General features: G+C 73.2%; 13 protein-coding genes and 1 pseudogene. 7 read left to right on the forward strand and 7 right to left on the reverse strand.

Going from position 1 to position 12,213, the window contains the following annotated elements:
* The coding region (locus tag ACXJKF_RS21990; RefSeq protein ID WP_456789872.1) for an RraA family protein at positions 1–559 on the forward strand (559 nt) is incomplete at its 5' end.
* Between the two features lie 5 nt (positions 560–564).
* Positions 565–1,329 (forward strand): thioesterase family protein, encoded by a 765-nt coding sequence (locus tag ACXJKF_RS21995; protein WP_456789873.1) that lies wholly within the window; start codon positions 565–567, stop codon positions 1,327–1,329.
* On the opposite strand, the gene helR is transcribed toward ACXJKF_RS21995, so the two are convergent.
* A complete protein-coding gene (gene helR, locus ACXJKF_RS22000) occupies positions 1,292–3,460 on the reverse strand; it encodes an RNA polymerase recycling motor ATPase HelR (RefSeq protein ID WP_456789874.1) in 2,169 nt (722 codons plus the stop codon). The two genes, ACXJKF_RS21995 and helR, sit on opposite strands and share 38 nt — an antisense overlap.
* A 186-nt stretch (positions 3,461–3,646) precedes the next feature.
* Positions 3,647–5,536 (reverse strand): RICIN domain-containing protein, encoded by a 1,890-nt coding sequence (locus ACXJKF_RS22005; RefSeq protein WP_456789875.1) that lies wholly within the window; start codon positions 5,534–5,536, stop codon positions 3,647–3,649.
* A gap of 258 nt (positions 5,537–5,794) precedes the next feature.
* Here ACXJKF_RS22005 and ACXJKF_RS22010 point away from each other — a divergent pair, with 258 nt between their 5' ends.
* Both ACXJKF_RS22010 and ACXJKF_RS22015 read left to right on the forward strand, forming a co-directional pair.
* The gene (locus ACXJKF_RS22010) at positions 5,795–6,241 is read left to right on the forward strand and encodes a CD225/dispanin family protein (RefSeq protein ID WP_456789876.1); all 447 of its coding nucleotides are present in this window, start codon (positions 5,795–5,797) and stop codon (positions 6,239–6,241) included.
* 47 nt (positions 6,242–6,288) lie between these two features.
* Entirely contained in the window at positions 6,289–7,344 is a 1,056-nt protein-coding gene (locus tag ACXJKF_RS22015; protein WP_456789877.1) for an ankyrin repeat domain-containing protein, read from the forward strand.
* Positions 7,345–7,406: 62 nt separating this feature from the next.
* On the opposite strand, the gene ACXJKF_RS22020 is transcribed toward ACXJKF_RS22015, so the two are convergent.
* Genes ACXJKF_RS22020 through ACXJKF_RS22030 form a run of 3 tightly spaced genes read right to left on the reverse strand, consistent with a single transcriptional unit; the run spans position 7,407 to position 9,046 of the window.
* Positions 7,407–8,045 carry an Imm5 family immunity protein gene (locus tag ACXJKF_RS22020; protein ID WP_456789878.1) on the reverse strand — a complete coding sequence of 213 codons (639 nt, stop codon included), beginning with the start codon at positions 8,043–8,045 and terminating at the stop codon, positions 7,407–7,409.
* A 9-nt stretch (positions 8,046–8,054) separates the two neighbouring features.
* Entirely contained in the window at positions 8,055–8,564 is a 510-nt protein-coding gene (locus ACXJKF_RS22025) for an Imm26 family immunity protein (RefSeq protein ID WP_456789879.1), read from the reverse strand.
* Positions 8,564–9,046 (reverse strand): MarR family winged helix-turn-helix transcriptional regulator, encoded by a 483-nt coding sequence (locus tag ACXJKF_RS22030; RefSeq protein WP_456789880.1) that lies wholly within the window; start codon positions 9,044–9,046, stop codon positions 8,564–8,566. Before ACXJKF_RS22030 ends, ACXJKF_RS22025 begins: the two co-directional genes overlap by 1 nt.
* Before the next feature lie 88 nt (positions 9,047–9,134).
* Here ACXJKF_RS22030 and ACXJKF_RS22035 point away from each other — a divergent pair, with 88 nt between their 5' ends.
* Positions 9,135–9,992, forward strand: a complete 858-nt coding sequence (locus ACXJKF_RS22035; RefSeq protein WP_456789881.1) for an alpha/beta fold hydrolase — start codon at positions 9,135–9,137, stop codon at positions 9,990–9,992.
* Here the strand turns inward: ACXJKF_RS22035 and ACXJKF_RS22040 are convergent.
* On the reverse strand, positions 9,982–10,620 hold the full coding sequence (locus tag ACXJKF_RS22040) for a TetR/AcrR family transcriptional regulator (protein WP_456789882.1): 639 nt from the start codon (positions 10,618–10,620) through the stop codon (positions 9,982–9,984). The two genes, ACXJKF_RS22035 and ACXJKF_RS22040, sit on opposite strands and share 11 nt — an antisense overlap.
* 75 nt (positions 10,621–10,695) lie before the next feature.
* On the opposite strand from ACXJKF_RS22040, the gene ACXJKF_RS22045 reads away from it, so the two are divergent.
* Complete coding sequence (locus tag ACXJKF_RS22045) at positions 10,696–11,217, forward strand: nuclear transport factor 2 family protein (RefSeq protein WP_456789883.1); 522 nt, start codon at positions 10,696–10,698, stop codon at positions 11,215–11,217.
* Positions 11,218–11,224: 7 nt separating this feature from the next.
* Here the strand turns inward: ACXJKF_RS22045 and ACXJKF_RS22050 are convergent, their stop codons facing one another.
* Positions 11,225–11,971 carry an MFS transporter gene (locus tag ACXJKF_RS22050; RefSeq protein WP_456789884.1) on the reverse strand — a complete coding sequence of 249 codons (747 nt, stop codon included), beginning with the start codon at positions 11,969–11,971 and terminating at the stop codon, positions 11,225–11,227.
* Positions 11,972–12,084: 113 nt separating this feature from the next.
* Between ACXJKF_RS22050 and ACXJKF_RS22055 the strand changes: the two are divergent.
* A pseudogene (locus ACXJKF_RS22055) lies at positions 12,085–12,213 on the forward strand (IS481 family transposase); the annotation flags it as partial.

Consider the following 12,213-nt stretch of genomic DNA (forward strand, 5'->3'; position numbering starts at 1 on the left):
GGGGCCGGTGCGGCACGTCGGCAGCGTCGACGTGTTCCTCGAGGCCCTCGGGCACGCCGAACCCGGCGACGTGCTCGTCGTGGACAACGAGGGTCGCAGCGACGAGGCCTGCGTCGGCGACCTCGTCGCGCTCGAGGTCGCGCGCGCCGGCCTGGCCGGGATCGTCATCTGGGGGCTGCACCGCGACACCGCACAGCTGCGCGCCATCGGCCTGCCGGTCCACAGCCTGGGCGCCTACCCCAACGGGCCCGAGCGCCTGGACCCGCAGGCGGCCGACGCGCTGGCCTGGGCCCGGTGCGGCCCGCACCTCGTCACCGGCGACGACGTCGTGCTCGCCGACGACGACGGCGTGCTGTTCCTGCCGGCCGACCGGGCGGCGGAGCTGGCGGCCGTCGCCACCCGCATCCGGGACACCGAGGAGCGCCAGGCATCGCGGATGCAGACCGGGACCACGCTGCGCGAGCAGACCCGGTTCGACGAGTACCTGGCCGCCCGCGAGCGCGACGGCGTGACCTTCCGCCAGCACCTGCGCTCCCTCGACGCGGCGATCGAGGAGTGAGCGCGGTGGCGTACTTCCACCGGCTCGACGAGACGACCTTCGCGCCGACGGGGCTGGTCAGCGGCGGGTGGGACCCCGGCGAGCAGCACGTCGCACCGGCTCTGGGGCTGCTGGCGCACGCGGTCGAGAGCGACCGGACGCACGGGCTGCAGCTGGCGCGCCTGTCCTACGACATCCTCGGCACCCTGCCGATCGAGCCGGTCCAGGTGCACGTCGAGGTCCTCCGCCCCGGTCGCACCATCGAGCTCGTCCAGGCCACGCTCAGCCATGACGGGCGCGCCGCGGTCGTGCTGCGCGCCTGGCTCCTGCGCGCGTACGACACCGCCGAGATCGCCGGGAGCTCGTTCCCGACGGTGCCCGGCCCCGACGACCTGCCGGTCTGGGACCCGGACGGCACCTGGCCGGGCGAGTTCGTGCGGAGCGTCGAGGCACGCCGCTGCCAGCAGGAGCCCGGCCGGGCGGTGTCCTGGGTCCGCACCGCCGTGCCACTGGTCGCGGACGAGCAGGTCAGCGCGACCGCGCGGGCTCTCGGCCTCATCGACATCGCCAACGGCCTGACCCCCCGCCGCCCCACGGACGAGGTCGCGTTCCCCAACGTCGACCTCACCGTCCACCTGGTCGCGGCACCGCGCAGCGACTGGCTCGGGCTCGACACGACGGTCACGTTCGGACCGGCAGGTCTCGGCCTGACCCACACGATCCTGCACGACACGAGCGGCCCGATCGGCGCGTTCACCCAGTCGCTGACGGTCCGGCCGCGCCCGTCGTGAGGATGACGAGCTGCTGGGTGGCGCGGGTCATCGCGACGTAGCGGTCGACGGCGCCCTCGATGCCGGTGCCGAACGACTCGGGGTCGACGAGCACGACCAGGTCGAACTCGAGGCCCTTCGCCAGCTCGGGCGTCAGCGACCGCACCCGGGCGGTCCCCGGGAACGTCGGGTCGCCGATCACGCACGCGATGCCGGTGGGGTGCTCCGCGAGGATCGCGTCGAGGTCCGACGCCGGTCCGTGCAGCACGGAGACGCCGGTGCTCCGGACGGACGTCGGCACGTTGGCGTCGGGGAGCGCCGCGCGGATGACGGGCTCGGCCTCCGCCATGACCTCCTGCGGCGTGCGGTAGTTGATGCTCAGCGACGCCAGCTCGACCTGGTGCAGCCCGACCCGCTCCAGCCGCTCCTGCCACGACTCGCCGAACCCGTGCCGGGCCTGCGCGCGGTCGCCGACGACGGTCAGGCTCCGCGACGGGCACCGGCGCAGCAGCATCTGCCACTCCGCGTCCGTCAGCTCCTGGGCCTCGTCCACGACGACGTGCGCGAACGGGCCCGCCAGTGCGTCCGGGTCTGCGGTCACCAGGACCGACTCGTCGACCAGCTTGTCGCGCAGGTCGTCCCCGCGGAGCATCGACATGAGCTGCAGCTCGGAGTCGTCGGTGGCGATGAGGTCGTCGACGATCGTGTCCATGTACGCCCGCTCGGTCGCGAGGGTGGCCTCGTGCCGGCGGCGCCGTCGGGACGCCTCGGGGTCGCCGAGCCGCTGCCGGGCGGCATCGAGGAGCGGCAGGTCGGAGACGGTCCACGCCTGGGCGTCGGCGCGCTGCAGCGTCCGAATCTCGTCGACCGTCAGGCCGGGGTGGCACAGCCGCAGGTACGCGGGGACGGTCCAGAGGTCGCCGACGAGGTCGGTCGGCTCCAGCAGCGGCCACGCGCGGTTGAGCGCGGTGTTCAGGTCCTTGTTGCCGAGCAGCGCCCGCCGGAGCTGCTCCCGCTCCACGGGGTCGTCGTCGGCACCGTCGACCTTGTCGACCAGGATCTCCAGCAGCGCGTCCCGGACCTGGTCGCGGGCCTCGTTGTGCGGCGTCCCCGGTTCGGGCGCCTCGAACGCCTCCGCCCAGTCGTCGGTGCTGACCCACACGTCGAACCACGACGTCTCGACCTCCAGGCCCTCCTTCGGCGGCCGCTCGTAGAACCGGACCGCCGGCTCTATGGCCTCGACCATCGCCACGGACGCCTTGAGCCGGGCCACCTCGGGGTCCGGCTCGACCGCCGCCGACGCACCCTCCGCGACGAGGTCCCGCAGCGTGCACGTCCGCACGCCCTCCTCCCCGAGGCTCGGCAGGRCGTCCCCGACGTAGTCCAGGTACGGCTGGTGCGGCCCGACGAACAGGACGCCACCGCGGCGGTGACCGAGGCGCGGGTCGGAGTACAGGAGGTAGGCGGTGCGGTGCAGGGCGACGACGGTCTTGCCGGTGCCGGGACCTCCGTCAACGACGAGCGCACCCGCCGACCCCGCGCGGATGATCGCGTCCTGGTCGGCCTGGATGGTGCCCAGCACGTCGCGCATCCGCTCGGAGCGTTCCGCACCCAGGCTCGCGATGAACGCGGACTGGTCGTCGAGCGCCGCACTGCTGCGCAGCCCGTCGGCTGTGAACACCTCGTCCCAGTAGTCACTGATGCGACCACCGGTCCACCGGTACCGGCGGCGGCTGACCAGGCCCATCGGGTGCGCGTGGGTCGCCCCGAAGAACGGCTCCGCGGCGGGTGAGCGCCAGTCCAGCAGCAGCCGACGACCCGCGCTGTCCGTCAGACCGAGCCGCCCGACGTAGACCGTCTCGCCGTCGGTCCCGACGGTCCGGCCGAGGCACAGGTCCAGCCCGAACCGTCGGAGCGTGCGCAGCCGTGCGGACAGCCGGTGGATCTCCTGGTCACGCTCCAGCGCCAGCGTGCCGCTGCGTCCGGGCGCCCTGCGGGCGGCGTCGAGCCGCTCGACCAGCTCCGCGATCGACTGCTCCAGGGTCTGCGCGACGGCCGCGAAGTGCTGCTCGTCCGGCGCGATCGACGCCGGGTCCGCCTTGGCGGCGAGGTTGTCAGGGAGGTCGAACGCGGTGGTGGTCGCAGGGGTCACGTCGTCATCAGCTCCGAACTGGGGTTGCCGGCCAGGGCACGGTCGGAGATTCTGCGCCGCAGAGGGGGCCTTGCCGCAAGACCCCCCGTCGGCTATACCTTGGAAGAGGCGGGCACGGTCATCCGGAGCCCGCCTCTCGCATGCCCCGGCCGGGGTGGTGGGGGACGGCCCCACCACCCGCGGCGGTCAGACCGCTCGGAGCGTGAACCGCTGGCAGATGTTGTCCAGCCACGGCCACTGCACGAGCGCGTTCCCGTTGGCCAGGCCGCAGCCGGACAGGTCGAGGACCTTGCCGCTGTGCCGCGCGACGAGCCGGACCGAGCCGTCGGCGAGCGGTTCGACCCGCCACTGGCTCCCGGTCGCCGAGCACGAGCCCTGCGTGAGCGCGGCCCCGTCGGAGGTGGACCCGGACGCGACGAGCAGGCAGCTGCTCGCCGACGAGGCCGGCTGGATGCGGTAGTACCCGTTGTCGGTGTGCGCGAACGTCCACCGCTGGCACGCCGCCCCGTTCCACGCCCAGCTCCGTACGGACGTGCCGGCCGCGGTCGAGCAGTTCGCGACGTCGAGCACCTTGCCGCTCTGGCTGCTGACGACGGCGACCGTGCCGGTGGGTGCGAGCCGCCATTGCTGGCAGGTGGAACCGTTCGAGGTCCAGATCCGGATGTTCGTCGCGTCCGCGGTGCCGCAGCCGGCCAGGTCCAGGACCTTGCCGCTGGCCCGGTTGGTGAGCCGCGACCAGCCGTCGGACGTCGGCGTGACCTGCCACTGCTGGCACGCGTTGTCGAGCCACGCCCACTGCCGGACGTCCGTGCCGTCCGCGGTGCCGCAGTCCGCGACGTCGACCACCTTGTTGCTCGCCTTGTTGACCAGCCGGTAGTAGCCGTCGGCGGTCGGGTCGAGCACCCACCGGCTCGACGCGGTGTCACAGCCGTACTGCGCGACGTCGGCACCGTCCGACCCGGAGCTGCCGGTGACGCCGGCGCAGCGTGCGGTGCTCCGGTTCACCAGTGTGTAGGCGGCACCCTCGACGGCCGCGGTGATCGGACCCTTCTCGCCCGACGGGACCGCGAGGTCGGTCGAGGTCGACGCCGGGGACCCGAAGCTGGGCGAGCCGTCCGACGCCCAGGTGAACGGCTGCGCGCGCGTCGACCGGGTGCTGCCGCACCCTTGGCTGCTCGACGCGTTGCCGTGGTAGACCAGCCAGTCCTGGGTACCGTCGGGGGACGTGAAGAACCCGTTGTGGCCCGGGCCGTAGACGCCGTTGCCCTGCTGGAGCACGGGCGAGGACCGCTTGGTCCACGCCGACGCCGCCATCGGGTCGCTCCCGGTCAGCGTCAGCAGGCCGAGCTTGTAGTCGGGGGTGTTGCAGGAGCTCGCCGAGAAGACGATGTGCGTCCTGCCGTTCCGCTGGATCACCGCGGGCGCCTCGTTGGTCCGGCCGCCCTGCGTCTCCCAGCCGTTGGTCGGGCGGGAGATCAGCACGCGCGACCCGGTGACCGTCCACGGGTTCGTCATCCGGGAGATCCAGATGCTCTGGTCGGCGCCCTGCCACTCCGACCAGAGCAGGTACAGCTGGCCGCCCACCGTCAGGTAGCTGCCGTCGATGTTCCAGGTGCTCGGCATCGGGGTGGCCTTGAACGCGTACGGGCCCATCGGGTCGTCGCCGGCGCTCTCCAGCACGCGGAGCTTCTGCCCGTCGAGGTTCGCGCTCGTGCCCGACGTGTACATGAGGTACCAGCGGGTGCCGTTCGGGCCGGTCAGCCGGTGGAACTCCGGCGCCCAGAAGTTGAAGCCGCTGTCTGCGGCGGTCTCCGACCACACGTGCACGGGCGCGGCGGTGCGCAGGCCGGCGAGCGTCGGGGACTTGCGCATGACGAGCTGTGAGTTCCACGTGGTCGTCGCCAGGTAGTAGCTGCCGTCGTGGAACGTGAGCCAGGGGTCGGCACCGTTGGCGAGCAACGGGTTGCGGACCGTGTCCTCGCCGACGGCCGTCGCGGTCGACGACGGGACGACGAGGGCGGTGACGACGAGCAGCGCGGCGAGCGCGAGCGCGGCGAGCCTGCGGAGCGGCGGCATGCGGGACCTTCCGATCGAGTGTGAGCGCTCACATCACGTCGGGCGACGTGCGGAGCGGAGGACTGGAGGAGTGGCGGCCCACGTCCGGCGCCCACGTCGTCGTGCATCGTTGGAAAGCGTGTGCCGAGACCCAGGGGACGGCCGCGGGCCCTCGGGCGTCAACGGCGCGCAACGTTTCGTCGGTCGGCCCATCTTCAAAGGGCATTCCCAGGCACGCGGCCTACCGTGAGCCGGATCCAGCCGATCTCCGGAGGAATCATGGCAACCGAGCCCATCCCCAGCGCCGCCCCCGACCCGACGCCCCCTCCGCCGCCACCTCCCCCGCCGACGCCGGCGCCCTACGTCCCCGCGACCACGGCGCCCGTCGGATGGGTCATCGCAGCGATGATCCTGTTCTGGCCCACCGGGATCCCCGCGCTCCTCGCCTCGCACCGAGCAGCACGGGCCCTCGGCGCCGGCGACGCCGTGACGGCCGAGCGGGAGGCTGCGAACGGCCGCCGGTGGGGAATCATCAGCGTCATCGTCGGCGCCGGTCTGATCGTGTTCTCGGTCCTCGCCTCGATCGCCTGGGCGTTCCTGATCGCTGTCGCGTTCCACGAGCACGGCGACGGCTCCTGGGAACAGGGTCCGCGCTGGAGCAACGAGCTCCCGTTCGACGACGGCGTCTCACCGGGCCTGCCGGAACGCCCCGGCAACGACCGCTAGCCTTCCGACCGTCGGCACTCCGCTGGCATGACGCGGAGGGCGGCAGCATGGCGGGTCGACGCAGGAAGAGGCTGCCGAAGGACTTCGCGGACCTGCTGGAGCAGGGTGATCTCACGCGGCTCCGGGCGGTGTTCGACGACTGTCTCCTCGACGCCCGGGGCGGCCACGCGAAGTACACGGCGCTGGCCTTCGACGCGTGCCCCGACGAGCTGGCGCGGTGGCTCGTCGCGCAGGGCGCCGACCTCGAGGCGCAGGACGCAGCCGGCGACACCCCTCTGCACCGGCGGGCGCGGAGCGGGCACGGGAGGATCGGCGTGCTCCTCGAGCTCGGCGCGGACGTGCACGCGACGAACGGCCGCACCGGCACCCCGCTGCACGCGGCCGCCGCCGGCCGCAACGTCGAGCACGTGCGCCTGCTGATCGACCACGGGGCGGCCGTCGACGCCGTGAACGCCGACCGGCTCACGCCGCTCGAGCTCGCTCTGCGGACCTGCACGAACATCGACATCGAGCGGATGGTGCCGACCGCTCAGACGCTCCTCGACGCCGGCGCAGCCCGGACGGCGGTGGCGGAGGAGTACGTCGAGAGGATCGGCCAGCGGTTCGAGTTCTTCCGCGACCAGTTCGCCGCCGACGGGGTCGCCGCGGCGAGCGACGCACTGGACCGGCTCTACGTCCTGTTCGGCACGACCCCGGTGCCACGGCGGCGCGTGCACGACGGCACGACGCCGATCAGCGTGACGTCGAGCCGCTGGCAGGAGCAGCACGCMGAGCTCTGGGACCTGCTCGTCCCCGCTCAGGGTCCGGCGGCGACCGTGCAGGGCGAGGTCGTCCGGATCAGCGGCCGGATCGCCCGGGAGCTCGAGGGCAACGGCGGCGCCAACTGGGACGGGGAGTTCCGATCCATGGCCCGCGCGTTCGCGGAGCACGTCGCCACGGGCACGTCGCTACCCGACCCGGCGCTCGCGAGCGCGCAGAGCATCACCGACACCCTCGCCCGGAAGGGGCGCGGAGACACGAACCGCCTGGCTGAGCTCGCGGTCGCATGGGTCCTGCTCAATCCTGCACCCGTCCCGCTCGGCCGGCCGGACTACCGCCGGTAGATGCGCCCGGCTCGCGGCGGCGGAGGGGAAGTACGCGTGCAGGGTGGGCATGGGAGGACCTCTCAGGGGCTGACGGGCGGGTACGGCAGCATCGGGTGGTCCGGGTCCCACGCGTAGGGCAGTGCCGTCTCGAGGTACCAGAGCCAGAACCTCCTGCGCTCCGCCGGGTCCCCCACGCCTTCCCACAGCGCGCCTCCCGTGAACGCCAGGGAGGACAGGAACGCGGCGTCCCAGTCGGCCGGGTCCGCCTCGGCAGGCTCCGCCGCCAGGTCCTCCAGCGGTGTGTCGTACAGGAGCGTGCCGGCCGCGGCCACGCATGCCAGCAGCGCGTAGAGCGCGCGGGGCTCGATCTGGCCCGACCCGAGTCCGTCCTCGACCCGGGCGGTGAGGCTCTCCGTCAGGTCCTCGAGCTCGTCGTCGTCGGCGTCGCCGTTGAGGGCCGCCGTCACCACGTCTGCGACGCCCTCCGCGTCCGCGAACAGGTCCGGCCGGCTGCGTGCCTGGCCGAGGGTCGCGTACGCGCAGACGAGGGCCAGCGTGGTCCGCACGTACCGGCCCGCGTCCGGGTGGAGCTCCCGTGCCGCGGCGTCGACGGCCCGGTGCACCCGGCCGCGCGCGGCGGCCGGCAGCTCGCCGTCCGGGCCGATCGACGCGACGGCGTCGGCGATCGCGGCGGTGACGGGCGGCGGCACGACTGGCATGCGGCGAGGCTAGGAGCGCCGACCGGCGAGCGTCTCGACGATCCGTGCTTCGAGATCGGGCGCGGACCAGACCCGCCAGGACTCGTACCCCGTCGCGGTCTCGACGTCGGTCGGGGTCTCGACGCCGTCCTGCCAGATGCGCGGTCGGTCGTACGGGGACAGGACGAGCTGGATCTGGGAGTAGCCGGAGTCGCGCTCGGCGTCGTACGGGCCGCGCATGCCCATCCGGGGCCAGCRCAGCTTGTGGATGCCGAGCCCGGTGATCGCGACCGGTCGGAACAGCCGGTCGGCGGCGACGACGTCGGCGAGGTCGGCGCCCAGTCCTCCGACGTGGTCGAACACCTCGACGATGATGCCCGAGCCGCCTCTCTGCTCGATCAGCCGGCAGAACACGAACTCGTCGCCGCGGTCCTTGAACGCGTCGGCCCGGAACCGCGTCAACGCCGGCTCCTGCGCCAGGAACAGCGGGATGGCGACCACCTCGCCGGGCTCGACCTGGACGAGCTGGGGCCGTGCCATCAGTGGGTCTCCTCGGTCCGCTCGTGGGCGACCCACCCTGGCGCGTCCACGCGGACGCCGTCGTCGCCGACCAGCGCCGCGAGGTCCGCCTCGAGCCGCGCGAGCTCGGCGGCACCGAGCCGCTGCTCCCACCGCGCACGCAGCTCCTCGAAGACGGCCTCGCCCTCGCGCAGCACGTCGAGGCCGAGCGGGGTCACCTGGAGCCGGTTGCGCCGTGCGTCGGCGGGGTCCGGCTCGCTCGACACGTAGCCGCGCTGCACGAGGACCGCGATCGTCTTGGCGGCTGCCTGCTTCGAGACGGCGGTGCGGCGCCCGAGGTCGGAGGCGCTGTCGGCCCCGGCGATGATCGCGCGCATCGCGAACTCGTGCGACGGGCGGAAGTCGTCATAGCCGCGCGCGGCCAGCTCGGCCGTCGCGGCGTCCACGAGGATGCGGAAACCGCTCAGGAGCAGGAGCGCGAGGTCGGCGCCGGAACGTGGCATGTCCGCAGCGTAGGCGCCTCCGGTCGACAAAGACAACAAGGTTGTCTAGTGTAGTAGACAACCTGGTTGTCTATTGAGAGGAACTGCCATGAGGCACCACACCGCCCGCGTCAACGGGGCCGACCTGCACTACGTGTCCGCCGGCACCGCCGGACCGCCCCTCCTGCTCGTGCACGGGTTCCCGGAGACCTGGTGGGCCTTCCACCGGCTCATCCCCCTGCTCGCGCCGACGCACCGGGTGTTCGCCGTGGACCTGCGCGGGTTCGGCGACTCCAGCACCGCCGCCGCCGACCACGACAGCGCGACCGCCGCCGAGGACCTGCACGGGCTCGTCGAGCACCTCGACGTCGGACCCGTCCACGTCACCGGGCAGGACATCGCCGGCGGGACCGTCTTCCGGTTCGCGGCCACGCACCCGCAGGACGTCCGCAGCGTCACGGCGATCGAGATGGGCCTGGCCGGGTTCGGCCTCGAAGGCCTGGCCGACGTCACGCACGGAGGCTCCTGGCACATCGGCGCCCTGGCCGCTCCCGGCATCCCCGAGCTGCTGTTCGCCGGCCGCGAGCGCGAGCTCCTGGGCGACTGGGCGTTCCCGAGCATGACCGCCGTCGCCGGGTCGATCACCGACGCCGACGTGGACGAGATGGCCCGCACCTACGCCCGTCCCGACGGCTGGCGCGGCGCGGCCGGCCTCTACCGGTCGATGCTCGCTGAGGGGGACGAGCTGCGGGCGCTCGCGCAGACGAGTCCGCTGTCGATGCCCGTGCTGGCCGTCGGCGCGGGCGGCGGACCGTTCACCGCCGCCACGCTCGGCCAGGTGACCTCCGGCGAGATCACGTCCGTGCAGCTCGACGGGGTCGGGCACCACGTCGCGCTGGAGGCGCCGGAGGCGCTCTCGGCGGCGATCCTCGACTTCGTCCGTGCGGTCGACGCCGCTACCGGGTGAGCAGGGCGAGCCTGTCGACGAGCACGTCCAGCAGGCCGTCGGGCCACGGGAACCGCGGGGCTGCGGGACGGAGCTCCGCGAGACCGTGCAGCGCGGTCCACAGCGCGGTGGCGTCGGCGAACGGGTCGGTGCTGGCCGAGGTCCCCTCGGCCGCGCAGTCCCGGATCGCCGTCACCAGCACCGTGAAGGCCTCGTCGCCGACCACGAGCCTCGGCGGACCGTCGGCCTCGGGCGACGACGACGGCTCGTCGGGGATCCACACCCCGCTGAACATCGCCCGGTACCGCTGCGGCCAGCGCGCGGCGAAGTCGACGTAGGCGTGGCTCGCGGCGCGCAGCCGGTCCTGCGGGTCGCGGCCCGCGGCCTCGGCGGCGGCGCCGATGTGCGCCTCGAGGGCGTCGAACGCCTCGCTGACGACGGCGACCACCACGTGCTCGCGCGTGGGGAAGTGCGCGTAGATCGACGGGGCGGCGATGCCGACCCGACGGGCCACCGCACGCAGCGTGACGGCCTGCTCGATGCCGTGCTCGTCCAGCAGCGCGGCAGCGGCCTCGACGATCTCCGCGCGGAGCTGCGCGCCGTGCCCGCGGGGGCTGCGCGTCCGGCGCGGAGGTGTGGGGTCGCTCATGAGACGTGACTTTACATCCGTAAGTACATGTGTAAATACTTACACCCGTAACCATACGGACCGAAGGAGACTCCCGTGCGCATCACCACCCGTCACACGCTGCTCGCCGCCCTGACCGGAGCGGCGCTCCTCCTCGGCGGCTGCGCCGTCGGAACCACACCCACGCAGAGCCCGACCGTCACCACGACACCGGACGACGCGACCGCCCGAGCCCTCGCCGAGCAGTGGGCCGAGGCCTGGAACACCCAGGACGACGCCGCCCTCGCCGCCCTCTTCACCACGTCGGGCACCTATCAGGACCACGCCTTCCAGACCAGCTTCACCGGACCCGACGGCGTCGCCTCGTGGGCCCAGATCACCCACGACGGGGTCGCCGACGTGCACGCCGCGGTGGACGAGATCGTCGCGACGCCCGACCGTGCCGTCGTCCGGTGGACCTTCAGCGGACAGCTCGTCGGCGCGCCGACGCCGTTCGCGGTCCCCGCGGTGACCTACATCGAGATCAGCGACGGCAAGATCTCCGCGCTCGCGGACTACTACAACCGCGCCGACGTCCTGGCCCAGTCGGGGCTGCCCGCGGACACCGTCTTCGAGTGACCGCCGCTCAGTCCGCCGTGGCCGGCTGCGCCCGCTCCCACACCGCGAGACGGTCCCGCTGCAGCACGCACACCAGGGCCGCGACCGCGAACAGGGCACCGGCCACGGCGAACGGGACGAGGTAGCCGAAGGCCGACGCGAGCAGGCCGCCGACCACGGCGCCCACCGTCAGACCGACCAGGCCCAGCAGCCTGCTCACGGACCCGACGCGGCCCATCATCGACGCGGGCGTCGCCCTCTGGCGCACGGACGCGGCCATGATGTTCCACACCACCGCGTGCGCGATGTAGGCCGCGAGCGCGACCGCCACGACGACGAGGTTCGTCGTCAGCGACATCACGACGAACGCCAGCGCGCCCACCCCGAGGGCGGACACGATGGTCCAGGCGTACCCGATCCGGCGGCGCACCCGGGACGCGACGGCCGCGCCGAGCAGACCCCCGAGGGCGGAGAACGAGAGCAGCAGGCCGTAGCCGGTCGGCCCGAGCCCGAGCTCGTCCTGCGCGTACAGGACGAGGTACGAGAACGGGATCATGTAGGCGACGCTCGCGAGGGCACCCACGGCGACGAGCAGCCGCACCACCGGATGCTGCCAGGTCCACACCGCACCCGCCCGGATCGACGCGAGCACGGCGGTCCCGTCGTCGCGAGGCACCACGTACGAGCCGCGCAGGCGCCAGAACGCGAAGCCCGCGACGAGGTACGCCGCCGCCGTGAGCGCGGACGGGGCGAACGCGGCGAGCGCGAACAGCACCCCGCCTAGCTGTACTCGGCCAGGACGTTGGTGACGTGGTTGGCCGTTGACGTGAGGAGAACCTCCGGTTGGGCTGTGGCTTGTCGAAGGCCCACTCCCACCCGGAGGTTCTCGTGCCTCACGCTAACGCCAAGCTCAACCACAACGGCCGCCAACTCCTGATCGATCGCGTTGTGCACCAGGGGCGCCCGGTCGCCCATGTCGCCCACGAGCTGGGGATCTCCCGGCAGACCGCCTACCGC

This window comes from Cellulomonas sp. P5_C5 (genome assembly GCF_054049655.1).

What these genes read in the sequence shown, in the direction of transcription:
- ACXJKF_RS22040 (WP_456789882.1), bottom strand. Translation starts at nt 10,620, where the DNA reads ATGAGCGACCCCACACCTCCGCGCCGGACGCGCAGCCCCCGCGGGCAC.
- ACXJKF_RS22020 (WP_456789878.1), bottom strand. Translation starts at nt 8,045, where the DNA reads ATGCCAGTCGTGCCGCCGCCCGTCACCGCCGCGATCGCCGACGCCGTC.
- ACXJKF_RS22005 (WP_456789875.1), bottom strand. Translation starts at nt 5,536, where the DNA reads ATGCCGCCGCTCCGCAGGCTCGCCGCGCTCGCGCTCGCCGCGCTGCTC.
- ACXJKF_RS22030 (WP_456789880.1), bottom strand. Translation starts at nt 9,046, where the DNA reads ATGCCACGTTCCGGCGCCGACCTCGCGCTCCTGCTCCTGAGCGGTTTC.
- ACXJKF_RS22010 (WP_456789876.1), top strand. Translation starts at nt 5,795, where the DNA reads ATGGCAACCGAGCCCATCCCCAGCGCCGCCCCCGACCCGACGCCCCCT.
- ACXJKF_RS22035 (WP_456789881.1), top strand. Translation starts at nt 9,135, where the DNA reads ATGAGGCACCACACCGCCCGCGTCAACGGGGCCGACCTGCACTACGTG.